Raw genomic sequence first — 26,225 nt, 5'->3', positions numbered from 1 at the left:
AGAAAGAGTTAGTTGAAAAGGCAAAGCAATTAAAGGAGGTAATCCTCCAATCTATAGAACTAGCTTATTCCGGGGTTTAACACCATCCTCTCTCTTTTGTCTGCACCGTTGCAGAACCCGCAACTCACCAACGACAGAATCGATAGTTCAGCTTATGCATAGCTGTTAGTTGCCACGAAAGCATCGGGGTTACAGACTATAACCGAATGGTGATGAAGTCCAAAATCAGTCCAAAGCTGAAAAGCCTCGTGTTGCCTGCCATTCATTGCAGCCTGCCAGCGCCCATGAAGGTGACTGAAAGAGCCTTCATGGGCGACATGAGCCAAACTTTGAGGCGATGATCTGGAGCTGGTTGACCGTTCAAAGGGGTTAGCAGTGTGACGAGCGTGGCTGAAGGCCATTGCGCTGGACGCGCTTCGAGGGGCAATGAGCCAAGGTTGCAGCCTGAAATAGGGTCAATGCGTTGCTTGCTAGAGGCAAATTAAGGCATACCGCAAGCATTAGTCTAAAAAACTAAGCTGAATCGTTCTCTCTGTAATGGTTTCAGCCTCATTGCCCCTCGTAGGAGCGATGCTGCCATCACCTCAGTTAAGCAGTGGCTCGCAGTTGCTCCACATCGCGCATGGGGGGCGCACCAAAGAGCCGCTTGTACTCCCGGTTGAAGTGCGAGGCATCGTCATACCCCACTCGGTAGGCCGCACTGCTAGCGTCCAGGTTTTCTCCCAGCATCAGACGACGCGCTTCCTGGAGCCGCAGTTGCTTCTGAAACTGCAAGGGACTCATGGCAGTGACAGACTTGAAATGATGATGAAAGCCTGAGACACTCATGTCCAACTCTCGGGCAACGTCTTCAATCCGCAGCGGTTGGTTAAAGTCTTGACGCAGTCGATCGACGGCTTTGGCAATGTGGTGCGTATAGCCACCGAGAACAGCAAGCTGACGCAGCCGAGCACCTTGCTCTCCCATAAGGAGTCGATAAATGATTTCTCGCTTAATCAGGGGTGTGAGCACAGGCGCTTCAGCCGGGGCATCGATCAGCCTGACGAGCCGCACGACAGCATCTAACAAATTTGCATCTAATGGGCTGACATCGATCGCTTTGACACTAGCCCCCCTTGGGGCTGAAGGATAGCCGGCCTCCACCATGACCGAACCAACGAGGGTCGGGTCGAGATCGAGACGAAGGCCCAGGTACGGTTTTGCCTGGGTTGCTTCGAGAATGCGGCTGGCAATCGGCAGTGCGACTGTCCCCAGCAGATAGTGCATGGGGTCGTACTGATAGCGATCGCTGCCCAGCAAGACTTCTTTGCTGCCTTGGGCAATCACACAAAAGGCCGGAATTGAAACACTATGCAGGCACTCGGAAGGAGAGGAGGTGCGATAGAAATGTAATCCTTTCAGCAGCTCGATCGTTCCATCTTGACGCATCGCTTGGGCCATGCGCTCCGCTAGTTCCGCTCGGTTGGCTTGCGCTCGGTCTGCCTCGCGCTTTGTCTGAAGGTCATTCATCAAAGCTCTACTGGACTCTTCACTCATGCTTGCAGCGTTCATTTCTGATACCCGTTCAAAGCGATTTATAGACACATCAAGGTAAAGACAAGGGTTTGGCAGTTAAGCCTGTATAAGAATTTAGCGTGGCTGGAATCGTCATTGGTGCAAATTTGCAGGATTGTACAACCATCCTAGACAATCGTTCTATTGCTTGCCTGACAGACTTCCTAGAATGAGATTAAAGCAATGAAACGTGATTCCGGCTGCTGGTAAGCGTCTGGATTTCTCTTCAAGAGAACACTCAGGTTTATTTAGTGAAGCGCTTCTTGCAATTGCACGAGAAGCATCATCAAAGCCACAGCAGGCATCGGTCGCTGTGGGCAAGCTTGGCATGACATAGCACAACTATGAAGGAACAAAAATGAAACGACTCACGCTACCGGTCCTGGCCTTTTCCTTATTGGCTCTAGGGTTCGCGCAGGCAGGGCAGACACAAGGCTCACCTGGCGATCGCGCACAAACGGTGGAAATCACGCGGAACGGTTCGCAGCCCTCCACTGAAGGATCGGCCGACTTTTTCACGGGTTCTGTCCGCATCAACCCTCTTTTTCCGGTGCACGATCCATCACGCGCCTCTGGCGCAAGTGTCACCTTCAAGCCTGGTGCGCGCACAGCGTGGCATACCCATCCCCTAGGGCAAACCCTCATCGTGACGGCTGGAGGTGGTTGGGTGCAGCAATGGGGCGGTCAAGTGCAGGCGATCAGACCTGGTGATGTCGTCTGGATTCCACCAGGTGTAAAGCACTGGCACGGCGCTACAGCCACTACAGCCATGACCCATATTGCCATTCACGAACAACTCGACGGCAAGGTCGTGGACTGGCTGGAACCGGTCAGTGACGAGCAGTACAGAGGAAGATCTTAATGCTTTTGAGAGGGCGTGCCATTAAGGGAAAAAATTGTCAGAAAAGAAGGCTGATTTTGGTTCTCGCCCTATTGATGTCCCTGAGTGGCTCAGCCTGCCGTGCTGATAACAGTATGACCATCAGCACCCCATCAAAGATAGCAACTGAAAGATCAACCGAGCAGGCAAACAGTATGAAGATAAACATCAAGGTCGGAGACAAAGTTGTGACAGCCACTTTGATTGATAGCAAAACTACTCAGGATTTTGTTTCCCTGCTGCCCTTAACGCTGACGTTAGAAGATCACGCAGGAACCGAAAAAATCAGCAATCTACCCAGAAAATTATCGACAGAAGATGCACCCCCAGGCAGTGACCCGTCTGTTGGAGATATTGCGTATTACGCTCCCTGGGGAAATTTGGCGATCTATTACCGAGATTTTGAATACTCAAGCGGACTCGTGATCCTCGGAAAAATCGATGGTGACATCGAGGCATTGAATGTGCCTGGCGCTATAGACGTGACAATCGGGCGAATGCAATAGAAGCGTCAGTGCGTCACGAGCCGAACCGAAGTTAACCCACTAGATCAACCCACACAGATGGAGAACTCAATGAAACACCGCGTTTTAATACCAACCTTCTTGATGAGTGCAATCTGCACAACGGCGGCCTTTGCGATCAACAAAACACCCGTCTCGCGCGAGAGTGCCCAAGCACCCGTGCAACAGTCCGCTGTGGTCGAGGGGGCAGACAACTTCTACAAGAGCGACCAGGTGACCATGCAAAGGGTTACGTTCAAAAACCAATACGACATGCAGGTTGTCGGAAATCTCTTCCTTCCCAAAACCTTAAAGCAGAACGTTAAGCATCCAGCCATCATTGTCGGGCACCCCATGGGCGCAGTCAAAGAACAAAGCTCAAATCTGTATGCCCAAAAACTGGCTGAACAAGGATTCGTCACCTTAGCCATTGACCTGTCGTTTTGGGGCGAGAGCGAGGGGAGTCCGCGAAACCTTATCGCGCCAGAGCTTTATGCCGAGGACTTCAGTGCGGCGGTGGACTTTCTGGGCACCCGTCCCTTCGTTGATCGGGAGCGGATCGGCGGTCTCGGCATCTGCGGCAGCGCCAGCTTCGTCATCAGCGCCGCCAAGCTCGACTCCCGCATCAAAGTCGTCGCGACGGTGAGCATGTACGACATGGGAGCGGCGGCTCGCAACGGGCTTAGAAAGTCGGTGACTGCCGAGCAAAGGAAGCAGATGATCGCGGCAGCGGCGGCGCAGCGTTACGTGGAGTTCACGGGCGGCGAGACTGCCTACGTGGGTGGAACCACGAACGAACTGACGGAGAGCACCGACCCGGTTCAGCGCGAGTTCTTTGACTTCTACCGGACTCCTCGGGGGGCGTTCACACCGAAAGGCTCGTCTCCGGAGCGGACGACGAAGCCGACGATGACCAGCGTCGTACGGTTCATGAACTATTACCCGCTGGAAAGGATCGAGGAGATCGGTCGTCCGCTGCTCTTTGTCACTGGCACCGAGGCCCACTCCCGGGAGTTCAGCGAGGACGCTTACAACCGCGCTGTCGAGCCGAAAGAGATCGTCCGGGTGCCGAATACGGGACACGTCGATTTGTACGATCGGGTGAACCTGATCCCCTTTGACAAGCTCACAGCCTTTTTCAATCAGCATCTCAGTCGATAAGCGAACAACGCAAGGAGTAAAAAATGACAACGAACGAGAATGGCAGCTACAGCGGCAAGGTTGCGTTTGTGACCGGAGCAGCAAGCGGCATCGGTCGAGCGACGGCATTGGCGTTTGCCCGTGAGGGTGCCAGCGTGGTGGTTGCTGATGTTTCAGAACCGAGCAATCAAGAAACGGCACGCCTGATCGAGGAGCTAGGTGGACAGGCGCTCGCTGTCAAGTGCGATGTGACGCGGGCTGAGGATGTGAAGGCGGCGCTGGATCAGACCATTGAGGCGTTTGGGCGGCTGGACTTCGCCTTTAACAATGCGGGCATCGAGCCGAAGCAGGCAGCTCCGGTTGCAGAGTACGAGGAGGAGGAGTGGAACCGGATTATCGACATTGACCTCCGGGGCGTTTTCCTGTGCATGAAGCACGAGATCCCGCTGATCCTCAAGCAGGGACGTGGCGCGATCGTCAACACGTCCTCGGGTGCGGGCATCATCGGCATCAAGGGTAGCCCCGCGTACACCGCCGCGAAACATGGCGTGATTGGACTGACCAAAGCAGCGGCGCTCGACTATGCGTCGCAGAACATCCGTGTCAACGCTGTCTGTCCCGGCTACATCGACACCCCCATGATGGGTCGCTTCACTGGTGGCACGGACGAAGGGCGGGCGCAGGTGATTGCGGAGGAGCCGGTTGGACGGATGGGCACGCCTGAGGAGATTGCGGCGGCAGTCCTCTGGCTGTGCTCAGACGCGGCTGCCTTCGTCGTTGGACATGCCTTGGTCATCGATGGCGGTCAAACGGTGCAGTGATCGTCGCTAACCCAATCGTTCAAAGATTCAACGTCAACAACTAGGAGCATCAATCCATGTACAAAACCAAAGCTTATGCCGCAGCTAGTGCCACATCACCATTGGCATCCGCTACGATCAAGCGGCGCGATCCAACCGAGAACGATGTGCAGATTGAGATCCTCTTCTGCGGCATCTGCCACTCTGACCTCCATTCAGTGCGTAATGAATGGAGCGATTTCATGTCCACAACCTATCCCATTGTCCCTGGTCATGAAATTGTCGGTCGGGTCACTCAAGTCGGTGCAGCCGTGACCAAGTTCAAGTCCGGCGATTTAGTGGGAGTCGGCTGCATGGTCGACTCAGACTGGGGCTGCCCCCGTTGCAAAGCGGGTCTTGAGCAGTTTTGCTCAAGTGTGATCTTCACCTACAACTCCCCAGACAAGCACCAGACCGCTCCAGTTACCTACGGTGGCTACTCGGATAGCATCGTTGTCGATCAACGCTTCGTGCTGCGCGTCCCTTCTAACCTCGATCCGGCTGGAGTGGCACCACTCCTGTGTGCCGGCATCACCACTTATTCGCCACTCCGTCACTGGGGCGTCACCGAGGGTAAGAAAGTAGGCGTTGTCGGTCTGGGCGGCTTGGGGCACATGGGCGTGAAGTTAGCTCATACGATGGGCGCACACGTCGTCGTCTTTACCACGTCCCCCGATAAGACGGAAGACGCCCTGCGCCTGGGTGCCGACGAAGTCGTTGTCTCCCACAATGCTGACGAGATGCAGCAGCACGCTGGTAGCTTCGATTTCATCCTCGACACGGTCTCTGCCAAACACGACATTAATGCCTATCTCAACCTGCTCAGCCTCGATGGCAACATCACCTTAGTCGGTGCACCCGAGAAGCCCTTGGAGGTCGCAGCCTTCAGCCTGATCATGGCGCGCCGTAGTCTCTCCGGCTCCAGCATTGGCGGCATCGCCGAAACCCAGGAAATGCTCGATTTTTGCGGTGAACACAATATCACTGCCGATGTGGAAGTCATTCCCATCCAAGAAGTCAACGAAGCGTACGAAAGGCTGCTCAAGTCCGATGTGAAATACCGCTTCGTGATTGATATGGCATCTCTGAAAGCTGAATAACTGTAGCGACCTGCAATCATCAACCGTCAAACCTGCAATCAAGACAGTTTCAAACCAGAATTAACTGCAATTATAAAAACGCTCAAACGGTGTTAAATGAGTAGTCGCACAGCGTGGTTTCCTGTACGACTACTCATTTAACCCCATTGATAAGCGTTGTTAACGATTAACTGGTGCTGCCGGTGCTGGACTAGCCGCCAACTGGCACAATTGCTAAAAGCCTTATACAGCTGCAGTTTTGCCTTTCCCCCTTCTTGCTCCGTTGCGTATACAGCAACTAACCAAAATCTACCTGTAAGGCTAGAAAGCTTTTGAGTAGCGACTTTCAGAGATAAAGCAAAATTCAAAAAAGAGTAACTGGACTAGAATTGGACTAGATTTCAGGGCAGTTTTTGGGGACGGAGCGATCGCGTTTACCAGACACCATTAAGAAGAACTGCTAACCAAGCTGAATGTTATGGCTGCTTTCACTTAAGCCAACCACACACCCCTAAAGCTTTCGTACCGGACAGAAAACGTGACACCTTAGTCAGGGAATTACCTAACCCTAGCTACTAAACCTTTCTCCTATTCTCGCATGAGACTCGATTTGAGTCTCAATATGACGACAAGAGTCTCATGTAAGACTTATCGTCAAGTTAGCCACGCTTGAGCAAAGAGGCAAAGCGCTCCTTCACCTGGGTAAGTGTACCCTGAAGCGTTGTTTTCGCTTTGGGAGGAACTGCTAACTGGATCGGCTCATCCTGAAACTCTTTGAGCCGATAGCCATACTCTAGCTGGGTTTGGTGTTTTCGCAGTATTGGAAAGAGCCGAAACGCACCTTGCAGCAAATTATCCTGGCTATCAAAAATCGCTCGGTTAATTTGATCCGATCGCTTTACGGCAATTGACCCTACTGGATACCACGCCTTTTTACCTTGAATGCGAATGTACACCTCAAAATCTGGAATACCCTCAGCCTTCATTTTGTCGTATCGCTTGACCGCCTCAGTGCGGACTGCCGCCCGCTTCGAGACGTTGGGTTTCGCCTGCGCTTTACCAAAACCAAGCTTGTCTGTCATATTCAGCCTTTTTTGCTTTCTTAAGAAAAGTTTACTTTATTTTAAGAAATATTTTTGCTGACTCAATGCATGTTCCTTGCTGACTGCTGGGTCAGTAAAGTTCCTTATACAGTGAGATCTTGCTAGTAGCGTTAGATATTGCAGCGCTAAGTTGCTGCCCTCGCAGCCATGTTCTGTCTCAAACAAATTAATGAGTCTCAATTTAAGTCTCATTCTGAATCCAGCTATCTCAAGCGAGATCAAAAGAATCTTGCGCTTTGTCTCATTTAAGATAGTTGAGACTCATTTCAAGTCTTGACGTAAGTCCAGCTTTCTCAAACAAGACAAGAGCATTTCATTTACTGTCTCAAATAAGACAGTTGATTCTTTATCCGTGTCTCGCGTTGAAACTAGCTATCTTATATGAGACGAATGCATTGTGTCTCGTTATCTCAAACAAGTCTTACTTTAAGTCTTAAATTAAGTCCATTTGTCTTAAACGAGATGAATACGTCTCTTGCTACTTCAAGCTAGGAAAGTTACAGTCGATCGCTCTGTTTAAGGTATGAGTATAGCGATCGCACTTAATGCTAGTATCACTTTTTCATCATGAGACTTACCATAAGTCTCATTCTTACTTCCTTAGTCTTAAACAAGACAACATTTGTCTTGTCCGCACATTTTAAGACTTAGTGTGAGACTCAATTTAAGTCTCGCAGTCTTAAAATGAGAGGAGTAGTCTCCTGCAAAATTTTTTCTGCACAAAGCGCCTCTTTGGACGATCGTTAGAAAGCCGAAGAGACGCTTTTTCTGCCTTTGTTTTACTGGTGCAACGCTATCAATAACATCGCATTGCTTGCCGACGCTACCTTAACGATTCACAGCACTCATATGTTGAGCAGGATAGCGCTCGCCAGCAGCACTACCCTTTGGCGCAGCAGCCTCGATGCATTGCTTGCCGACGCTACCTTAACGATTCACAGCACTCATATGTTGAGCAGGATAGCGCTCGCCAGCAGCACTACCCTTTGGCGCAGCAGCCTCGATCTGGCTCAATTCATCTGGTGTCAGCGTAATCTCAGTGGCAGCAACATTTTCTTCCAGGTATTTGCGGCGCTTTGTACCAGGAATAGGCACAATATCGTCTCCTTGAGCAAGGAGCCATGCAAGGGCAAGCTGGCTGGGCGTTACGCCTTTTTGGGTGGCGATCGTCGTTACTTTATCCACTAATTCCAGGTTCTTGTAAAAATTGTCGCCCTGGAAGCGTGGCGAATGGCGGCGATAGTCGTCAGCAGGCAGATCTTCAGGCTTGGTAAACTGTCCAGACAGAAAGCCACGACCCAGGGGGCTGTAAGGCACAAAGCCAATGCCCAGTTCACGCAACGTTGGCAAAATTTCGTCTTCTGGGTCACGGCTCCAGAGAGAATATTCAGTCTGCAAAGCGCTGATGGGATGCACAGCCTGCGCGCGTCGAATGGTTGCCGGAGCCGCTTCTGAAAGTCCTAAATAGCGAACTTTGCCCTGCTGCACTAGCTCTGCCATTGCGCCTACCGTATCTTCGATCGGCACATTGGGGTCAACGCGATGCTGGTAGTAGAGGTCAATGACATCCACACCTAAGCGCTTTAACGAGGCATCACAGGCTTGACGCACATACTCAGGCGTACCACTGACACCGAGAAAGCCGCCGTCTTCCGATCGCATGTTGCCAAATTTCGTTGCTAAAATCACCTGATCGCGGCGATCATTGATTGCCTGACCGATCAATTTCTCATTGGTGAACGGACCATACATATCAGCAGTATCAAGAAAGGTGACACCCAGTTCTAGAGCGCGATGGAGCGTGGCGATCGACTCTTCCTCATCGCGCCCAGCATAGAACTCAGACATACCCATGCAGCCGAGTCCCAGTTCCGAAACTATTAAGCCTTGATTGCCAAGTTTTTTCGTTTTCATGAAAGCATTTCCTGGTTATGGTTTACGGTTGCGTTGATCTCAATCATTGCGATCGATTGAGACATGACTTTCAGAGGGTGCTCGCAACGCCTCCGGCACTTAACGGTCATCAATTCCTGTTACTGACAAAGGCATTACTTGGAAAATTTCACTCATGAACGAGCTGCTGTCTGGGATTGGAATGGTTGCTGGATGAACGTTAGGAAGATATATTCCAGCATGCTGGGACGGTAGCCTATCACATCAATTCATTGGCTGATCGCTGCTTGCTAACCTCACCGTTCCTGCTCCGTCGGGCGAATCAGAATTTCGTTCACATTGACGCGAGGTGGCTGCGTGACGGCATAGACGATCGCGGCTGCAATATCTTCGCTTTCCAGATTTTTGACTGAGCCATAGAAACTCGCAGTGGTCGCTCTCGCTTTTGGATCGGTAACGTGCTGCGGCAACTCCGTTGCCACGAGTCCCGGTTCAATAATGGTGACGCGGATATTATCCTGGTACGCTTCTTTCCGCAGCGCTTCCGAGAACGCACCCACTGCCCACTTAGATGCGTTGTAAACTCCCGATCCGGCATTGGCAACCCGACCAGCAACGGATGAGATATTCACAATATGTCCCTCGCCCTGCGCCTTCATTAACGGCAGAACCTTGTGGGTGGCATACATTAGCCCCAGCACGTTGAGGTTCATCATCCGTCGCCAGTCTTCGGTATTGGCACCATCAATCATGCTGAGCAGCATCACACCCGCATTATTGACGAGAATATCAACTCTGCCAAATTCTGCCTGCGTCTTTTGCACCATGACATTGACCTGATCCTCATCCGACACATCAGCAGTAATAGACAAAACCTGCCCGCCTGTCTCTGTAATGCGCTTGGCAAGATCCTTTAACCGATTGCTTCTACGGGCTGCGATCGCTACCGTTGCACCCTCAGCCGCCAACGCGATCGCCGTTGCTTCACCAATCCCCGATGAGGCTCCTGTAACGATCGCCACCTTCCCCGTTAATTTACCAGCCATGTTCAAGCCCTCCTTGCATCAATACTTTGTTTTTTGAGCGTGCTAACCAACGGTCGATCGTGGTTGAGTGCCTTAGCGCCTACATCCCACCCTTGAAGGACTTCCTTCGCTGCCGAAAAACCTGCATCAACTGCCAGGCGATCAACTTTCTAAATTTGGTGACGTTTCCATATGCCTCAGTAATAACATTGACGTCAACGTTAGATTTTAGCCAAAAAAATTACTCGTTGTCTGTTTGTGCATCGATCCATTGCTGGATACGATCAATATTTGCTTGTAACTCCGAACGAAACTGATTTAACGAAGCAACCTTGTCATCAGCTTCCTGGAGATGTGCCTTGAGGATTTCTACGAGCTTCCGCTTACCTTGTACCCCAGTTGGGTCCTCAGTGTAGAGTGGCAGCACCACTGCAATCTCCTCTAGGCTCAACCCCAATTCCTTATAAATATTGATTTTTTGCAGAATGGCTAACTCGGCATCAGTGTAGTAACGAAAGCCTGCACCCGCTCGTTCGCTAGGACCAAGCAAGCCTAAACTTTCGTAGTAACGCACCGTACGGGGAGTTACACCCGCCCGCTCCGAAAATTCACCAATCCGCATTCGTTCATTCACACATTCTTTATATCACAACCTTAACGCTAACGTCAAGTTGACAAGAGTTTACTGAAGGAGTCTTATGGAAGGACGATCGCGGCTCTAGCTGCTTGCGATTGGGTGCAGACACGGAGATCTCTACTTAAACTCCATCCAAAATCATGGTTTTGGTGAACGTGTAGGCTTGGGCAATAGGACGTTAGCCAAGCTGTATTCCTCTCTCCTCTTAACTCGTCACGCCCAATTGCAAGGCGTACAAATTCGCGTAGACTCCCTGGCGTGCGACTAGTTCAGCATGAGTGCCTTGTTCGACAATTTCCCCTTGCTGTACCACCACCACCTGATCGGCTTGGGTAACGGTGCTGAGGCGATGGGCAATGACAAAGCTAGTGCGTCCTTTCAGCAAACGAGCGATTGCATCTTGCACCAATGCTTCCGTTCGTGTGTCAATGCTGCTCGTTGCCTCATCCAAAATCAAAATCCGAGGATCGATCAAGACAGCGCGAGCAATGCTAACTAACTGCCGCTGTCCTTGGCTAAGGGGCGCACCACGTTCGCCTAGCTGCGTGGCATACCCTTGTGGCAGTGAAGTAATAAACTCATGCACATTTGCCAATTGAGCAGCAGTTTCGATCGCAGCGTGAGTGGCGTGAGGTGCGCCAAACGCAATATTTTCGGCAACCGTGCCAGTAAATAGAATGTTGTCTTGCAAGACGATACCAATTTGTCGACGCAAACTTGCTTGGGTAACGCTGCGAACATCAATACCATCAATTTTGACCGCGCCACCAGACACATCATAGAAGCGGAGAATCAGGTTAATGAAGGTGCTTTTGCCTGCACCTGTGGGACCCACCAGCGCAATCATTTGTCCCGGCTTGGCTTGAAGATTAACGTTATGGATCACCAGTTTTTCCGACGTATAGCCAAAGGAAACGTTCTCAAATGTAACTTCGCCTTGAATCGGCGGCATCTCGATCGCATCTGGTGCATCGTTCAGTTGGGATGGTTCGTCAAGTAGTGAAAAGATGCGTTCCAACCCTGCAAAGGCTGATTGCGCCTGCGTGTAAAACTGGCTGAGAATTTGAATGGGGCGAAAAAACTGCTGCACGTAGAGCAAAAAGGCAGTCACCACACCGATCGTTGCCGCTCCCGTAACAGCCAGATAGCCGCCATAAGCCAGTACAGCAGCGGTTGCCAGGGTATTAAGAAAGTCGATCGACGGCAAAAAAGCCGCCGTAATTGCTACTGCCTGCACATTAGCATCGCGATTCGCGGCATTCAGCAGATCAAATTCTTCAATATTCATCTGCACGCGATTGAACGCTTGCGCCTCGCGGACGCTGCCGATATCTTCTTCGAGCTTGGCAGAAAGGTCGCCGATCGTTTGTCGCGTGACTCGAAAGCGAGAGCGTGCCCACCGTGCAAACAAGCCTGTGGTAAAAATCATCAGCGGCACAACGAGATTGCTCAACAAGCCAAGCTGTAAATTGATCGCCAGCATGGCTATCACAATGCCCACCAAACTGAACACGTTGCCCAGCATTTGCGCGATCGTTTGCCCAAACGCCTGATTCACAGTGTTGACATCATTCAGCAAGCGGCTCATTAAGTCTCCGGCTTCGCTGCGATCGAAAAAACCAAGCGGCAAACTCTGGATTTTCGTAAAAATGTCCTGTCGCAACTGTGCCAGCAGTCGCTGCATAATCGAGCCAACACGCCAGATCTGCCCTCGAATTGCCCACACGCCGAGGATATAGACTAGCCCCAACAGACCTAACAGCAACAGCAACCCCGTTAGATTTTTCTGTGCAATTAAATGATCGATCGACCAGCCAAGTAGGAAGGGTCCAATCACCTGCGTCGCAGCACCCAGCATCACTAGAGCGATCGCGATCGGTAGCTCCTTGCGGTAAGGCGATAGATACTGCAAAAACCGTTGTAGAGTTGGCAGTTCCTGGCTTGCCTCTTGCTCCGAAACCACAATGGGACCAATGCTCATGCCATTCCCTCTATAAGATTTGCAATTGATAGGTTGTGCTGTACAGGCAGCCTTAGAAGCAAGCCACAGTCGAATGAGTGCGTTGTGTCATCAGTGCTTAGTCGTCAAAGCGGTTACAACGATAGCTGAAATTGAGCTGTGTACGTCCTTGAGCAAGCAATGACTTGTAGCCAAATCACCTCAAATCGATCGCTCCGTTCTTTACCTATCACTATTGGGCATATTCTGAACAGTGCAGTAGCACCACTGCAACGCTGATTACGAGTTTTATTATGGTGCCGTTCTGCACTAAGCAGCCAGAGAGTTTGATTCTCTAGAGTGCTAGTCTTGGTAGAACGAAACGAGAGCGGCAAAAGTATAGCGTCTTGTCTTACTGCTTAGTGCATAAGGGTTTATCTTGACAGGCGTCAATCGATCGCAGAAACGTCTGTGCAATTAGAGAGCAAAAGTCATGACCAAGCAGACGCGACGACAGCAAAAACCAGATGGCAAAGCTGCCGCGATACCGTTGCAGACATTTGACGCCGCTCTTGAGACTGCTCTAGAAGCTAGAGTGCAGGAGCGTACAGCCGCATTGCAGCAAGAAAAGGCACAGCTTCAAGCCGCTCTTCAGTCTCAGCAGCAAAGCGAAGCCAGACTGCGGCAGGAAAATATCCAGCTTCGAGCGACGTTGCAGACACAGCAGCAAAACGAAGCCAGATTGCGCCAGCAAGAAGAGCAGTTTAGAACCCTGGTCAACAATGTCCCTGGTGCCGTGTATCGTGCTGCTACTAATGAGGATTGGACGATCGCCTTCATCAGCGACGCGATCGCTCAACTCACAGGCTATCCAGCAACTGATTTCATTCAAAACCGGGCACAAAGTTTTGACAAAATTTGTCACCCAGACGATGTCGTACGGGTGAACCGTGAAATCCGTGCTGCCATTGCCGCCAGGCAGCCGTTCGTTCTGGAGTACCGCAATATTCGAGCCGATGGGCAGGTTGTCTGGGTTAGCGACCAGGGTCATGCTGTCTATGATGCCAACGATAAAGAACTTTGGCTGGACGGCGTTTTGTTAGACATTACTGCCTTAAAGCAAACTGAGGAGGCGCTGCGGCGGAGTGAAGAGCGGTTGAAACTGATCACCGACGCGCTACCTGTTTGCATTTCGTACGTCGATCGCGACCAGCGCCTTCAGGTTGTTAACAAAACCTACGAAACCTGGTTTGGACAATCGCAGGCAGCAATGCTTGGCAAGCAGTTATCCGAGATTATTGGCGCAGCCGCCTATCAGTTAGTTCAAGACAAGGTTGAACGTGCGCTCAAGGGCGAAGCCATTACCTATGAGATGGAGCTGCCCTATCGATGGCGCGGTAGCTGCCATGTGCGCGCTATCCTTGTACCCGATGTCGATGACCAGCAGCAAGTACACGGCTACTATGCCCTGATCATGGATACCACTGAGCAACAGGCACTGTTGCGTGAGCGTAAACAAGCCGAAGAAGCAGCCAAACAACAGGCAGAACGAGAGCAGTTACTCAACGCGATCGCCCAACGCATTCGCGAGTCGTTGCATTTAGATGACATTCTCAACACGACCGTGCAGGAAGTACGGCTACTACTAAACGCCGATCGTGCGTTGATCTATCGCTTTCAGCCGGATCAAACGGGTGTCATCAGCGTTGAATCGGTCGGCGATCCGTGGCAACCGCTTCAAGGCGAAGTCATTCGTGACGCCCGTCTGACGATCGAGGCATTCAAGTGGCAGCAGCAGCAAGGACAAACCGTCATTGCAGACATTCATGATGCTGGGTTAGAGGCGTTTTACGTCGAGATTCTCGTGCAGCGGCAGGTACGAGCAAGTATGATGCTGCCCATTACAGTCGGCGAACAGATCTGGGGCTTGCTGATAGTGCAACAATGCGTAGCACCACGAACCTGGCAGCCCTGGGAAGTTGATTTTCTCACGCAACTGGCAACTCAGCTTGCGATCGCCATCCAGCAATCCGAGCTTTTCCAGCAGGTGCAGCAGTTCAACACCGTTTTAGAAGAGCAAATTCAGGAACATATCAACCAGCTTCAGCAAGCCCTGACCTATGAAGCGCTGCTTAAACGCATTACCGACAGTGTCCGCGATAGTTTAGATGAAAACCAGATTTTTCAAACAGCCGTACGAGAACTGGCGATCGGTTTACAGCTAAACGGTTGTACCAGTGCACTCTACGATATTAAACGGCAAAACCTCACCATCACTCACGAACACCTTTGCTACGATCTGCCTTCCCGCGTGGGACATCAAATACCGCTTGCCAGTGAGCCAAATCTTTACAGTCAAGTCCGCCAAGGGAAATGCCTCCAATTTTGCCCACTGCCAGAGTTTTCCAGCTCAGTTCAGGCGGTGCAAGCAAAATACACCATTCTCGCGTGCCCGATTTCCATTGCCATCGAATCGGTCGCAGTGGCAGCAAAGCAAGCTGATCATCAGTTAGAAATCATTGGCGACTTATGGCTGTTTCGCCCTAGAGATTACTGCTTTAGCGACATGGAAATTCGTCTGGTGCAGCAAGTAAGCAACCAGTGCGCGATCGCCATTCGGCAGTCACGTTTATATCAAGCAGCACGGGCACAGGTCGTTGAGTTAGAGCGACTCAATCAGCTCAAAGATGATTTTTTGAGCACCGTCTCGCACGAATTGCGGACACCCATGTCGAATATCAAAATGGCAACCCAGATGCTCGAAGTCACATTATTTAGCAAGCCAAACGATAGTATGAGCGCTAGTCAGGCTGCGTCTGTATCTTCTCCTGACTCTGCCTCTTGGCAAAAAGTGAGCCGCTATTTTCAAATTCTCAAAGATGAAGGCGAGCGCGAAATTAAACTCATCAATAACCTCCTGGATCTCTCTCGACTCGACTCCGGCAGAGAGCCGCTGTTTCTCTCCACCATGCAACTCAAAGTCTGGCTCCCGTACCTGGCGGAACCGTTTATCGAACGGACAAAAGCTCAACAGCAGACGCTACTGATCTCGATCGCCCCCGATCTACCTCCGCTAACAACCGACTTCTCCTACCTAGAACGCATTCTCAGCGAACTTTTGCATAATGCGTGCAAATACACTCCCAGCGATGAAACGCTTATGGTGCTTGCCCGTACGGTTACTCCTGTAGCAGACCAACTAGACAGCTATCCCTTTGCTAGCGATCACCCCATCGAACTTTCAGTTACAAACTCTGGTGTCGAAATTCCCGCGATTGAGCGCGATCGCGTCTTCGACAAGTTCTACCGCATTCCTCATAACGATCCCTGGAAACATGGCGGCACAGGCTTAGGTTTAGCTTTAGTCAAAAAGCTGGTAGAACGATTGGAGGGCACTATTTGGGTAGAGAGTGCTAACAAGCAGACCAGTTTTGTGATGCGGCTTCCCAGGTCATTGGGTTGAGAATTGCTGTATCCTCATGAAGCCGATCGCGTTGACCTATTGATGAAAGTTGCTACCTGGAACGTTAACTCCATCCGTACCCGTCTCAACCACATTGTTAACTGGTTGCAAGAAAATCCAGTTGATGTCCTGTGCCTGCAAGAAACGAAAGTCATGGATGAGAGCTTTCCGCACCAGCCCTTCGCCGACCTTGGCTACCACACCTATATTTCTGGGCAGAAAAGCTACAACGGTGTTGCCATGCTGAGTCGTGAGCCTCTAAGTAATGTCAGCACAGGCTTTGCACCACTGTTAGGTGAAGCGGCGATCGACCTGGATGGGCAAAAACGAGTCATCGCAGGTACCCTCGACGGTATTCGCATCGTTAACTTGTACGTACCCAACGGCTCCTCAGTTGGCAGTGAGAAATATGCGTATAAACTGCGCTGGTTAGCAGCCTTGCGAGACTACGTGCAGCGTTTGAGAGACCTGGGAGGCAAGGGAGTAGAAGAGGAGACTTCCCCTGCTCCCCCCTTGCCATCCTCCCTCCTCCTCTGCGGCGACTTCAACATCGCCCTAGACGACATCGACATCCATGACCCGACAGGGCGCGAAAAGATGGTCATGGCAACTGATCTAGAACGACAAGCGCTACAGGCAGTACTTGCGTTAGGCTTTGCCGATGTGTTCCGCAAGTTCACTACAGAAGGCGGCAACTTTAGCTGGTGGGACTACCGTTCAGCAGCCTTCCGCCGCAATCTTGGTTGGCGCATTGATCACATTTATCTCACCCCAGCTTTGTACGAGAGAGCGATCGCCTGCACAATTGACGCCTCTCCCCGTAAGCTTGAACAACCCAGCGACCACACGCCCGTTTGGGTAGAGCTTTAGACAGTTGCAAAAGTAGTGGTTAGTTGTTAATTGTTTAACACGAGTAGGGCGATCGCCCTTAGAGACTGCATCGGTCATTTCAACAAATCACCTAAAACCAACAACTAATCATGTTCTTAGTTACTGGAGCCACCGGAGATCTCGGTCGTCGCATTGTGCGGTTGCTGCGAGAGCGTGAGATGCCTGTACGATCGTTCGTGCGCCTCAATGCCCGCTACTCTGAGTTAGAAAATCGCGGCTCTGACATTTTCATTGGCGACTTGCAGCGAGAGCGAGACCTTCAGAAAGCGTGCCAGGGCGTGCAATATGTCATCAGCGCCCACGGCTCTGGTGAAACGTCGAACGGTGATGCTGAAACGATCGACTATCAGGCAACGATTGAACTCATCGAGCAGGCAAAAGCAGCCGGAGTCCAGCATTTTGTGTTCATCTCAGTGCTAGGTGTCGATCGGGGCTATGAGGATGCGCCCGTCTTCAAAGCAAAACGCGAAGCCGAGAAACATCTGCAAGCGAGTGGTTTGAATTACACAATTCTGCGTCCGTCTGGATTTGCCTCCAACCTCTTGCCTCTGGCAGAGCAGTTCCGGCGAACGGGGGTTTATGTGCTGATTGGCGATCCACTGAGTCGTACCTCGATCGTCAGTACCGATGATTTGGCACGGCTGGCGATCGAGTCTGTCTCAACCGAAGGCGCACGCAATCAGATCTTTCCAGTAGGTGGACCCGACATTCTCAAGCGAGAGGATATTCCCCAGATTTTTGGTCGCCTCTTTAACCGCGAACCGTTTTTGTTAAACCCACCCTTATTAGCGGTAGATGGAGTACGCAGTGCGATCGGGTTGTTCAACCCCAAATTGCGCTCTAGTCTGGGCACTTTACGGACTTTGCTGGCAAACGAATTCTTCACTACTCCTGCCGAAACCGCGCATTTAGAATCAACGTTTAACTTCAAGCTAGAATCGCTGGAAGCCTTTCTGCGACGCTATTTGGGAGTTTAGGTAGCAGCTTTAGAGGCGACGATCGCGGCTCGACATCGGTTTGCGCTACTTTTGCCCGATCGTAAGCATTGCCTTAAAGGACTAACTGACTGATCCGTAGCCCTTCAACCAGCAGCACCGCCGCGATCGCCCCAATCAGTGTATTGAGAATATTCACGACCTCATTCGTTAACCAGGCAAAGCGGCTTTGCAACGTTGCTCCAATCACACTTTCGACATTCGTACCGATGAACGCTGCCACCACGCAAATGGCGACCTGCCAGAGAGGAATGAGTCCTACGCCCCAACCCACTAGCGCGATCGCGACTGATGCTGCAACACCCGCAAGCGTTCCTTCTAAGCTCACGGCACCTTCCGTTCCGCGCGGTACAGGCTGTAGCGTCGTAATCAAAAACGTGCGTTGACCATACGCCTTACCAATTTCGCTAGAGCAGGTATCCGCCAGTTTGGTACTAAAGCTTGCCACATAACCTAACAGCAACAACGGTACAAGCCACTGACTCTCAGCAGCAGGTAAGAATAAGGGGACAAGCAAACTGTCGATCGCACACAGCGCCCCCGTCAACGCTGATCCCCACACATTTTCGGGTCCCCGTGCGCCCGATCGCTTCTCGGCAATACCCGCAGCCTCTTTCTGCGCCATACCTACCCGCGTAATGCCAGATCCCACCAAAAAATAGAACACCACAACGGCGTACCCTTGCCACCCTAACGAAACCCACACCAGTACACCCAAGATCCATGCATGGATGATGCCAGCCAACGTAAGCAGCTTTTTTGGTAAAAACCAGACGATCGCCAGCAGCACAGTATTCAATGCCACCGCAATGAACCAGGGAGTGAGCAAAGATGAAGGATAAGGGATAAAAGCTAAAAGGTGCAAAAGGGACAGTGTAGAGAGTAGAGGCAGCATCAACCGGGTTCCAGGAGTGCAACAAATTTATTGTGGCATTAGCGCGCAGTCCCTACTCTAAACTTCACCCTCGACGTTTACGCTTAACCCCTCAAGTGCCAAGCTCCATCTTCCGAGTTCTAAGCTTTGCTTTTTGACCTTAGATCTCAATCATCCGAGTACAGCACTCGACCTTCAAAACTCAAAACAAAGCTTCCCTGCTCTCACGACCCTAACGCTCTCATGCCTCCCATATCTCCACTCTTCCATCTCTCCTTCCCCGTTAGCGGTATTCCTCAAACAAAAGCCTTCTACGCCGACGGTTTGGGTTGTAGCGTGGGGCGCGAAAACTCAGAGTCCGTCATTCTCGATCTCTATGGTCATCAACTAGTCGCGCACGTCGTTCATGAGCCACTGATGCCACAAAAAGGGATTTATCCCAGGCATTTTGGGTTGATTTTCACCGCCGAAGCCGATTGGGAAACGTTGCTAGAAAAGTCGCAGCACAACAAACTGACGTTTTATCAGCAAGCAAAACATCGGTTTCCAGGCTTGCCACTGGAGCACCGCACCTTCTTTTTGCAAGACCCGTTTTACAACCTGATGGAGTTCAAGTTTTACCGCCATCCCGATGCCATTTTCGGGAGCAGGGACTTTACCCAGATTGGTGACGCGACTGAAGCAATGAGCAATCCTGCTTAAGTTGTGAAATAAGCTGGCGTCAGCGGTTAGCGATCGCAACTCTTCACAGCGTGTCCAAACCAACCAGATCAGTGCCGCTGCTTTTGATAAAGACCGAAAAAGAGCGATCGTGCGTGTGCCAGTAGTCAACGGTCGATCGCAAAATATCCAGTGCTACCAGCCACTCTGAAGGCGCATGTTGAGCAAACGTTTCTGGCTGTTCGTACAGCAGGATCAATCGATCGTCTGTCAGCCAGTCCAAATCGGTCAGGCAGTCTTCCAATGCGTCCCAGTTGTGACCAAAGTAGTCTGGAAACGTCAGTGCCTTTGCCACAGCTTGTAGAAAATCTGCTTTGCTTTTGACAGCCGTGCCATCGATATAAAACAAACGGGCACCCTGTTCCTGGCTTAAAGTAACCAGATCCTCAGTGTTAATGGGCGTGACGAGTTGGTAGACTCCAGGACTACGATCGCCATTAAGCACTGCAATTAAGTGATCAATCACTGTTTCACCCTCACAAAGCTGGCATAGTGATCGCCAGTGTAGTAGATTTCGCTGCCCTCTCCGGTAACGATCCGTCGTGCACCGCGATGCCTTACTCCTGGTGTTTTAACTGTATATTCCCGGTAGTAACCTGTCCTTGCTTGCGGTAGCCGGCGCTCTCGATTCTGAAAAACAGTGCCATCTTTAGCGTAAGGAAAGGGTCCGCCTTGCCTAATTAAGTTGATGGTCGATCGCGCTTCTAGTGGCAAGCGATTGGCTGCTACTACAGGGATCGAGACTGCACGCGCAACGATCGTCGTTTGGCTCTGTGCAGTTTGGCTGAAGCTATCTGGCTGAGCCTCTACGTGCAGGACGGCTGTTAAGCCAATCAGCGTCAGGACGCTTAGAAAGAGGATAAAGAACCGGAGAAGGCGCTTGACAAAACACTGGTTAAACGTCATGGCGTGCTTAATGACACTAAGAAGGGGTGCTGGTGTTAAGATGCCCTTTCTACAGGCGATCGCTTTATCCTTCAACAAAGCTTCACGCCTCATGCCTACCTCACGCTCACGCAATCGCTCAATGTTCTGGGAGAATGAGAAGGAGCGGCAGAAATCCCGACGCAATGATGCCGAACTCTGCTTATAACCCGCATAGCTGATCGCTGACGGCTGATCGCTGACAGCTAATCATTCATTTCACTGGAAGAACGAGAATGTCCGAACTATCTTCGCCCGCACCATCGTTGCAAGAAAACCTCAGAAGCCAGGTTGTTACACAGGGCGTACAACGATCGCCCAACCGCGCCATGCTGAGGGCGGTGGGCTTTAAGGATGAGGACTTTACAAAGCCGATCATCGGCATTGCCAGCGGGCACAGCACCATTACGCCCTGTAACATGGGCATTGAACCTTTGGCAAAGCGTGCTGAAGCAGGCATTCGTGATGCTGGCGGTATGCCTCAAACCTTTGGCACCATCACGGTCAGCGATGGCATCTCAATGGGCACCGAGGGGATGAAGTACTCCCTAGTGTCGCGGGAAGTCATTGCCGACGCGATCGAAACAGCATGCAGTGCCCAAAGTATGGATGGCGTGCTAGCGATCGGCGGTTGCGACAAAAATATGCCTGGAGCCATGCTAGCGATGGCACGGATGAACATTCCTGCCATCTTCGTTTATGGGGGCACGATTAAGCCCGGACATTTTAACGGCTGTGACCTCACCGTCGTTAGTTCCTTTGAAGCCGTTGGGCAGTATAGCGCGGGCAAAATTCCTGAGACAGAACTGCTGGCAGTCGAGCGCAATGCCTGTCCGGGTGCAGGTTCCTGTGGTGGGATGTATACCGCCAATACGATGTCATCTGCGTTTGAAGCAATGGGCATGAGCCTGATGTATTCCTCCACGATGGCGGCAGAAGATGCAGAAAAAGCCGATAGTGCTGAGAAATCCGCTATCACGCTGCTGGATGCCATTCGTCATCAGCGTCTACCGCGTCAGATTATCACTCGCAAGTCTATTGAGAATGCGATAACAGTCATTATGGCGATCGGTGGCTCCACGAATGCGGTGCTGCACTTTTTGGCGATCGCCCATGCTGCGAACGTATCCCTTACCCTTGACGACTTTGAAACCATTCGGGGTCGAGTGCCCGTCCTCTGCGATCTCAAGCCGTCTGGTCGCTATGTCGCTACCGATTTGCATAAAGCAGGCGGCATTCCTCAAGTCATGAAAATGCTGCTTGCACACGGGTTGCTTCACGGTGATTGTTTGACCATTACGGGACAAACCGTTGCCGAATTGCTTAAAGACATTCCTGACGAACCTCGCCTTGACCAGGATGTGATTCGCCCCTGGGACAAGCCGATGTATGCCCAAGGACACCTGGCGATCCTGCGAGGCAACCTAGCAAGCGAAGGCGCTGTCGCCAAAATCACGGGTGTTAAAAACCCTCAAATCACAGGACCCGCTCGTGTCTTCGAATCAGAAGAAGCTTGTCTAAATGCGATCCTGGCAGGCAAAATTAGCGCTGGTGATATTCTTGTCATCCGCTACGAAGGACCCAAAGGCGGACCCGGAATGCGTGAAATGCTGGCTCCCACTTCTGCCATCATTGGTGCTGGGTTGGGTGACACTGTAGGACTGATTACCGATGGACGCTTCTCTGGCGGCACCTACGGTATGGTGGTGGGTCATGTTGCCCCTGAAGCCTACGTAGGCGGCACGATCGCTCTGGTGCAGGAAGGTGACTCTATCACGATTGATGCCCATGCCCGTCTCTTGCAGTTGAATGTTGCAGATGCTGAACTCGATCGCCGTCGTGCTCAGTGGCAGCCACCCAAGCCCCGCTATACAACTGGAGTGCTAGCAAAATATGCCAAACTCGTCTCGTCTAGCAGCGTTGGTGCGGTTACCGATCTAGATCTATAAAGTTTGGCTCTACATAGGCTGCAATAAGAACAAATCCCTTTATACAGATCACACTGTATCGGAGTCACGAAGCGGCTTTGCTTTATTTGTCATCCTCTTTCGACTGAGAATGCGATAAATCTAGGGACATAGCACTGCTATGTCCCTAGATTTACCACGCTTATTCTTCAAAGCGGTATATAGCAATCGAAGAGAGCGTTAGGACAGACATAAACCCTAAAACTCCCTTTAAGCAAAGGCGTCTATGCATTCCTCATCCTTCATCCTGCTATAGGAACCGCTTGCCACTTTGCCATGCTTCAATCCCGAACTGAGAGCAGGGTTGCTCGCGTTCGGTTTATCGCAGTTCTCTGACATGAACCAGCTTTTATAGCAGCACCCGACAGTGCCCTTTATAGTCTCTTACCAGACTTATGTCAGGATATTGCACTTCCAGCCCAACACTACATTCAGCCGTGTAATACCCTCTCAGCGCAAAAAGGCTTTACTTAAAAAAGTCTTAGTCACGAGCTGGCGCAACTCTTACAACAGCGAAGTACCTACATGCTGTTGAACCTCATGCAGCAGAATCAGTCCGACGAGGAGGCAGTCTCAACATCTGTGTCAAAATGAAGGTCACCCGCTATGCGAGAGCCTGCGATTTGTGATTGAGGTAGAAGTTCACCAACAGCTTCGGGCATTTCTGAGAGAGCAGGGCAAGCCCTACTGGTCTCACCATTTAACGATGGCGCGGCTAGTAGCGCGTGCACTGCGTCTAGGGCGGAGTGCGTTGATGCAGACAGATGCACTCTCTCGCTATCACGGGCGCTACAGGCTCAGTTATTTAGTCCCGATCTTAATGTGGCAAGAGCCGGTCATTTTGGTTGCCACAGAAGCAGTGCAGCAGCGGCTCCTTATGGTGGAGATCCCGCAATTACGCACCTGCATTCAAACCTTAAAAGCCATCCGCACAGGCGATCGCTTCCCTAGCCCAGACTTCCAGGGCTTACTGCTGACTACACCAGAATCCTGGTTGAGCGATCGCCTGCACCAGCAAGGACGGTTTCCGCAAGGCATCCCCACTATTTTTGACGGCGTTGATGACTTAGAAGCATGGGCTTTTGCCCAACTCACAGTACAGGTGCAGCCTGCCGACTGGGATGAATTGATGCTTGCCTGCCCAAACCATGTCGAGACGATTCGTGATGCTCGCGTGCAGCTTACCAAAGCAATCTTTCAACGTCCAGCTAATCCCTATGGGTGCTGCCTGCTGGAACCGTTTGAACAGAAAGTGTTAGCAGCTCTCTTCCAAGATCTACAGCGTCAAGAGCCACAGCATCAAGACTTGCAGCATTCCAAGCACGTGAACGAGCCAATAGCCCTTCCATCTGCCTGGAGTAATTTTAGGGATGTGCTTCAGCTAGACGATCGCCTCCTCTGGGCAGAAATCTCGCGTCGTCAAGGGCAGTTCTCATTGCATTGCGGTCCTGTTGAAGTAGCAACCGATCTTGCCCCACTTTGGACGCAGCAATCTGTCATCCTGATTGGCGGTGCGCTAGACATCGATGCTGACGCACTGATGTATCGGCAACGGTTGGGCCTAGGCGATTTGACGAGCCTGAAATTTATGCCCGATCGTCAGGATGAGGTCATCCAACTTTATTTGCCTGAGAGGCTACCGATGCCTAACACGCCTGAGTTTCAGTGGGCACTCATTCGAGAAATGCATTCCCTCCTAAGAGTCAGTTCAGGCATTCAAGGCTTGACTGTGTTGTTGGTAGATGATGTGCCGTTGAAAGCTCAGGTTGGTTCTGTCCTGGCATCCGAATTTGGTTCAAGAGTACAGGTTGAACGAACGTGTCTGGATGATAACGGTGTACTGGTAGCAGGTTGGGAGTTTTGGAAACAGCATCAAAGCGTTTTACCCGCACCACATCTACTGGCGATCGCCACCCTTCCCATTCCCTCACTTGAAAATCCGCTCGTAGCTGGACGAGTCGCTTATCACAAACACCTTCGGCAAGACTGGTTCCGCCTTTACCTCTTGCCAGAAGCACTTGCAGAACTACAGCGCGCGATCGCCCCTATTCGTGACCATCAGGGTGTGGTTGCCTTGCTAGATAGCCGCGTCATCCATCGCAACTACGGGCAGCAGATATTGGCTGCGCTTCATCCCGTCGCTCGGCTCAGTTACCTTGATCCCAACCTCTTTTCACAACCCGATTATTCAGTGCTTGACTAAAGTTGCAAACACGTCAATTAGAAATCTGTATCCGTTCGATCACACCCTTTCTATTACTATTGGATCAGTTAAGCACTTATTATTGCGGTCATGGGTGAAGCAAAGCGAAGAAAAGAAAGCCTGGGAGAAAAATACGGTCAAGAGACAAATATTCTTCCCTGGCTACCTATTACTAAAACGCAGGCAAGCCAGTTTGTGCAGCTTTCAACCAAAGGTGCATGGATCGGCATTGGGCTACTGGTTGCCATCTGGATTACAACTCGTATTATTGGACCCGCCTTTGGTTGGTGGCAGGTAGATTAGTCGGTCCAACCAGTCTGCCCATGCATTTGTTAAAGTATTTGAAGAGGACTTAGGAAGCGGGAACTTTTTTCCACTTCCTAAGTCCTACTAAACTTAGACGTTAAACTAACTAGCGTTAAGAGTCCTTCAATCTTAGCGGCTGTCTTTCTTGATACGCTGTTTTTTCAAATAATCAGCTAGCGTTGAAGCAAATGCTGTACTGACTTTACAGGTTAAGCAGCTAGTTTGATGACTCGTCATTATAAACTTCACCGTTCTAAAATGAAATTCTTAAGAAAGTCTTAAAAAGGTATAGAATTCTAATGTGGTGACTGGAGGACTATTGTGTTCTTAAGACTTGCAGAGCAACACCGTCAATTTGTCCAAGATCTCGTCATGAACCTTCAGGCGCTGGCGATCGTGCTAGAGCGTCAGGGCTATTTAGCGTCCTGCTACACCTGTGGTGGGCAGATGAACAGCGCATCCTTCATGGTAAGTTTGGCAGACAATCACCTGATCCGCTTCCTGGTTTCTGACTACGGTATTACCTGGACTGAGATGCGAGACGATCGCGAACTGATGAAGCTTGAAGGTGCAGAAGCTATCAGTCAACTTCAAGAACTGGCAAATCTAGTTAAGTACAAGGTGAAACCGTCTGAATACCAACCAGCGGTTGTGACTGAAAGCTTCCATTAAGAAGCTTCTTGATAACACTATTGACGTAGAACTAAGCAACGCTTCAGATACTTAGGTTTGTGTCAGTTTTACGAGTGCAGTTTTACGCTCCATCCAGCACAGTCGGCTTTTGCTTAATTGAAGCCGACTGTGCCTTCGTCTAGCGTTAGATAGTCTTCCAGTTTGAACTAGGACAAATCTGTTTGATGCTGATTGTTTCGCTAGCAGAGCAGTCATAAACGTTTAGCGCTTACAAGCGATTACTTGTAAGCTCTCCCATTCTGCTCTTATAAGAGATCTGTCCCTAACAGTCTTATAAACTTTGATGGTCGCCCTTCTTGTCGAGCCACAAGCGATCGATGATAGAAACGACTTCTATGTGCCGTGCGCTCACCAGAAAATTCATACCTGAAGACTCTGTAACGATCGCTTTACAAAAGCCATTAACTTAGGTATATTGCTTGTGTAGGTTTGAAAAAACCTTCCAACATTCATACACAATGCACTTATTACCACTATGACTACGACCTTACAGAGACGCGAGAGCGTCAACGTGTGGGAGCAGTTTTGCAACTGGGTAACCAGCACCGACAACCGACTATATGTCGGCTGGTTCGGCGTCCTCATGGTCCCCACCCT

At 50.9% G+C, this 26,225-nt stretch carries 22 protein-coding genes and 1 pseudogene; 14 read left to right on the top strand and 9 right to left on the bottom strand.

What is annotated here, in order from left to right; genetic code table 11:
• Positions 1-588 precede the first annotated feature (588 nt).
• Positions 589-1,551: an AraC family transcriptional regulator gene (locus H6F76_RS02845; protein ID WP_190505749.1), complete on the bottom strand. Its 963-nt coding sequence runs from the start codon at positions 1,549-1,551 to the stop codon at positions 589-591.
• A 361-nt stretch (positions 1,552-1,912) separates the two neighbouring features.
• Between H6F76_RS02845 and H6F76_RS02840 the strand changes: the two genes are divergently transcribed.
• From H6F76_RS02840 to H6F76_RS02820, 5 genes are all read left to right on the top strand, one after another.
• On the top strand, positions 1,913-2,416 hold the full coding sequence (locus tag H6F76_RS02840; RefSeq protein ID WP_190505747.1) for a cupin domain-containing protein: 504 nt from the start codon (positions 1,913-1,915) through the stop codon (positions 2,414-2,416).
• Complete coding sequence (locus H6F76_RS02835) at positions 2,416-2,940, top strand: cyclophilin-like fold protein (protein WP_190505745.1); 525 nt, start codon at positions 2,416-2,418, stop codon at positions 2,938-2,940. Before H6F76_RS02840 ends, H6F76_RS02835 begins: the two co-directional genes overlap by 1 nt.
• 69 nt (positions 2,941-3,009) lie before the next feature.
• Positions 3,010-4,098 carry an alpha/beta hydrolase gene (locus H6F76_RS02830; RefSeq protein WP_190505744.1) on the top strand — a complete coding sequence of 363 codons (1,089 nt, stop codon included), beginning with the start codon at positions 3,010-3,012 and terminating at the stop codon, positions 4,096-4,098.
• Between the two features lie 23 nt (positions 4,099-4,121).
• On the top strand, positions 4,122-4,898 hold the full coding sequence (locus tag H6F76_RS02825) for an SDR family oxidoreductase (protein WP_190505742.1): 777 nt from the start codon (positions 4,122-4,124) through the stop codon (positions 4,896-4,898).
• A 56-nt stretch (positions 4,899-4,954) separates the two neighbouring features.
• Positions 4,955-6,016: an NAD(P)-dependent alcohol dehydrogenase gene (locus H6F76_RS02820; RefSeq protein WP_190505740.1), complete on the top strand. Its 1,062-nt coding sequence runs from the start codon at positions 4,955-4,957 to the stop codon at positions 6,014-6,016.
• 638 nt (positions 6,017-6,654) lie between these two features.
• On the opposite strand, the gene H6F76_RS02815 is transcribed toward H6F76_RS02820, so the two are convergent.
• The 5 genes from H6F76_RS02815 to H6F76_RS02795 all read right to left on the bottom strand — a co-directional run bounded on the left by H6F76_RS02815 (position 6,655) and on the right by H6F76_RS02795 (position 12,634).
• Positions 6,655-7,077 carry an HHL1-like protein gene (locus H6F76_RS02815; RefSeq protein WP_190505738.1) on the bottom strand — a complete coding sequence of 141 codons (423 nt, stop codon included), beginning with the start codon at positions 7,075-7,077 and terminating at the stop codon, positions 6,655-6,657.
• Between the two features lie 948 nt (positions 7,078-8,025).
• Positions 8,026-9,012, bottom strand: a complete 987-nt coding sequence (locus H6F76_RS02810) for an aldo/keto reductase (protein WP_190505736.1) — start codon at positions 9,010-9,012, stop codon at positions 8,026-8,028.
• A 275-nt stretch (positions 9,013-9,287) separates the two neighbouring features.
• Positions 9,288-10,037, bottom strand: a complete 750-nt coding sequence (locus tag H6F76_RS02805; RefSeq protein WP_190505735.1) for an SDR family NAD(P)-dependent oxidoreductase — start codon at positions 10,035-10,037, stop codon at positions 9,288-9,290.
• Positions 10,038-10,257: 220 nt separating this feature from the next.
• A complete protein-coding gene (locus H6F76_RS02800; protein WP_347275971.1) occupies positions 10,258-10,650 on the bottom strand; it encodes a MerR family transcriptional regulator in 393 nt (130 codons plus the stop codon).
• 208 nt (positions 10,651-10,858) lie between these two features.
• Complete coding sequence (locus H6F76_RS02795; RefSeq protein ID WP_190505732.1) at positions 10,859-12,634, bottom strand: ABC transporter ATP-binding protein; 1,776 nt, start codon at positions 12,632-12,634, stop codon at positions 10,859-10,861.
• Between the two features lie 451 nt (positions 12,635-13,085).
• On the opposite strand from H6F76_RS02795, the gene H6F76_RS02790 reads away from it, so the two are divergent.
• The 3 genes from H6F76_RS02790 (at position 13,086) to H6F76_RS02780 (ending at position 17,923) form a co-directional block, all read left to right on the top strand.
• Complete coding sequence (locus H6F76_RS02790; protein ID WP_190505730.1) at positions 13,086-16,055, top strand: GAF domain-containing protein; 2,970 nt, start codon at positions 13,086-13,088, stop codon at positions 16,053-16,055.
• A gap of 42 nt (positions 16,056-16,097) precedes the next feature.
• Positions 16,098-16,925, top strand: a complete 828-nt coding sequence (xth, locus tag H6F76_RS02785) for an exodeoxyribonuclease III (RefSeq protein WP_190505755.1) — start codon at positions 16,098-16,100, stop codon at positions 16,923-16,925.
• Between the two features lie 110 nt (positions 16,926-17,035).
• The gene (locus tag H6F76_RS02780; RefSeq protein WP_190505728.1) at positions 17,036-17,923 is read left to right on the top strand and encodes an SDR family oxidoreductase; all 888 of its coding nucleotides are present in this window, start codon (positions 17,036-17,038) and stop codon (positions 17,921-17,923) included.
• A 73-nt stretch (positions 17,924-17,996) separates the two neighbouring features.
• On the opposite strand, the gene H6F76_RS02775 is transcribed toward H6F76_RS02780, so the two are convergent.
• Positions 17,997-18,836, bottom strand: a complete 840-nt coding sequence (locus H6F76_RS02775; RefSeq protein WP_190505726.1) for a TIGR00297 family protein — start codon at positions 18,834-18,836, stop codon at positions 17,997-17,999.
• A gap of 222 nt (positions 18,837-19,058) precedes the next feature.
• Here H6F76_RS02775 and H6F76_RS02770 point away from each other — a divergent pair, with 222 nt between their 5' ends.
• Complete coding sequence (locus H6F76_RS02770; RefSeq protein ID WP_190505724.1) at positions 19,059-19,517, top strand: VOC family protein; 459 nt, start codon at positions 19,059-19,061, stop codon at positions 19,515-19,517.
• 43 nt (positions 19,518-19,560) lie between these two features.
• Here the strand turns inward: H6F76_RS02770 and H6F76_RS02765 are convergent, their stop codons facing one another.
• Positions 19,561-20,001, bottom strand: coding sequence for a barstar family protein (locus tag H6F76_RS02765; protein WP_190505722.1), 441 nt, complete (start codon positions 19,999-20,001; stop codon positions 19,561-19,563).
• Positions 19,998-20,441 (bottom strand): ribonuclease domain-containing protein, encoded by a 444-nt coding sequence (locus H6F76_RS02760; RefSeq protein ID WP_190505753.1) that lies wholly within the window; start codon positions 20,439-20,441, stop codon positions 19,998-20,000. The genes H6F76_RS02765 and H6F76_RS02760 overlap by 4 nt, the downstream gene beginning before the upstream one ends.
• 284 nt (positions 20,442-20,725) lie before the next feature.
• Here H6F76_RS02760 and ilvD point away from each other — a divergent pair, with 284 nt between their 5' ends.
• From ilvD to H6F76_RS02735, 5 genes and pseudogenes are all read left to right on the top strand, one after another.
• Positions 20,726-22,408 carry a dihydroxy-acid dehydratase gene (gene ilvD / locus H6F76_RS02755; RefSeq protein ID WP_190505751.1) on the top strand — a complete coding sequence of 561 codons (1,683 nt, stop codon included), beginning with the start codon at positions 20,726-20,728 and terminating at the stop codon, positions 22,406-22,408.
• A 643-nt stretch (positions 22,409-23,051) separates the two neighbouring features.
• Positions 23,052-24,629, top strand: a complete 1,578-nt coding sequence (locus tag H6F76_RS02750; RefSeq protein WP_190505720.1) for an ATP-dependent DNA helicase — start codon at positions 23,052-23,054, stop codon at positions 24,627-24,629.
• A 90-nt stretch (positions 24,630-24,719) separates the two neighbouring features.
• Positions 24,720-24,932: a DUF2839 domain-containing protein gene (locus H6F76_RS02745; RefSeq protein ID WP_190446825.1), complete on the top strand. Its 213-nt coding sequence runs from the start codon at positions 24,720-24,722 to the stop codon at positions 24,930-24,932.
• A gap of 324 nt (positions 24,933-25,256) precedes the next feature.
• Positions 25,257-25,607 (top strand): DUF1815 family protein, encoded by a 351-nt coding sequence (locus tag H6F76_RS02740; protein WP_190446824.1) that lies wholly within the window; start codon positions 25,257-25,259, stop codon positions 25,605-25,607.
• A gap of 496 nt (positions 25,608-26,103) precedes the next feature.
• A pseudogene (locus H6F76_RS02735) lies at positions 26,104-26,225 on the top strand (photosystem II q(b) protein); the annotation flags it as partial.

This window comes from Leptolyngbya sp. FACHB-321 (assembly GCF_014695975.1).
Taxonomy (GTDB): Bacteria; Cyanobacteriota; Cyanobacteriia; order Leptolyngbyales; family Leptolyngbyaceae; genus Stenomitos.
Note: the sequence above shows the minus strand (reverse complement) of the source record. Positions and strands in the feature narration are given on the sequence as shown.

Excerpts from the sequence above, each read along its gene's own strand:
- H6F76_RS02845 (WP_190505749.1), bottom strand. The coding sequence starts at position 1,551 with ATGAACGCTGCAAGCATGAGTGAAGAGTCCAGTAGAGCTTTGATGAAT.
- H6F76_RS02840 (WP_190505747.1), top strand. The coding sequence starts at position 1,913 with ATGAAACGACTCACGCTACCGGTCCTGGCCTTTTCCTTATTGGCTCTA.
- H6F76_RS02835 (WP_190505745.1), top strand. The coding sequence starts at position 2,416 with ATGCTTTTGAGAGGGCGTGCCATTAAGGGAAAAAATTGTCAGAAAAGA.
- H6F76_RS02830 (WP_190505744.1), top strand. The coding sequence starts at position 3,010 with ATGAAACACCGCGTTTTAATACCAACCTTCTTGATGAGTGCAATCTGC.
- H6F76_RS02825 (WP_190505742.1), top strand. The coding sequence starts at position 4,122 with ATGACAACGAACGAGAATGGCAGCTACAGCGGCAAGGTTGCGTTTGTG.
- H6F76_RS02820 (WP_190505740.1), top strand. The coding sequence starts at position 4,955 with ATGTACAAAACCAAAGCTTATGCCGCAGCTAGTGCCACATCACCATTG.
- H6F76_RS02815 (WP_190505738.1), bottom strand. The coding sequence starts at position 7,077 with ATGACAGACAAGCTTGGTTTTGGTAAAGCGCAGGCGAAACCCAACGTC.
- H6F76_RS02810 (WP_190505736.1), bottom strand. The coding sequence starts at position 9,012 with ATGAAAACGAAAAAACTTGGCAATCAAGGCTTAATAGTTTCGGAACTG.
- H6F76_RS02805 (WP_190505735.1), bottom strand. The coding sequence starts at position 10,037 with ATGGCTGGTAAATTAACGGGGAAGGTGGCGATCGTTACAGGAGCCTCA.
- H6F76_RS02795 (WP_190505732.1), bottom strand. The coding sequence starts at position 12,634 with ATGAGCATTGGTCCCATTGTGGTTTCGGAGCAAGAGGCAAGCCAGGAA.
- H6F76_RS02790 (WP_190505730.1), top strand. The coding sequence starts at position 13,086 with ATGACCAAGCAGACGCGACGACAGCAAAAACCAGATGGCAAAGCTGCC.
- xth (WP_190505755.1), top strand. The coding sequence starts at position 16,098 with ATGAAAGTTGCTACCTGGAACGTTAACTCCATCCGTACCCGTCTCAAC.
- H6F76_RS02780 (WP_190505728.1), top strand. The coding sequence starts at position 17,036 with ATGTTCTTAGTTACTGGAGCCACCGGAGATCTCGGTCGTCGCATTGTG.
- H6F76_RS02775 (WP_190505726.1), bottom strand. The coding sequence starts at position 18,836 with ATGCTGCCTCTACTCTCTACACTGTCCCTTTTGCACCTTTTAGCTTTT.
- H6F76_RS02770 (WP_190505724.1), top strand. The coding sequence starts at position 19,059 with ATGCCTCCCATATCTCCACTCTTCCATCTCTCCTTCCCCGTTAGCGGT.
- H6F76_RS02760 (WP_190505753.1), bottom strand. The coding sequence starts at position 20,441 with ATGACGTTTAACCAGTGTTTTGTCAAGCGCCTTCTCCGGTTCTTTATC.
- H6F76_RS02745 (WP_190446825.1), top strand. The coding sequence starts at position 24,720 with ATGGGTGAAGCAAAGCGAAGAAAAGAAAGCCTGGGAGAAAAATACGGT.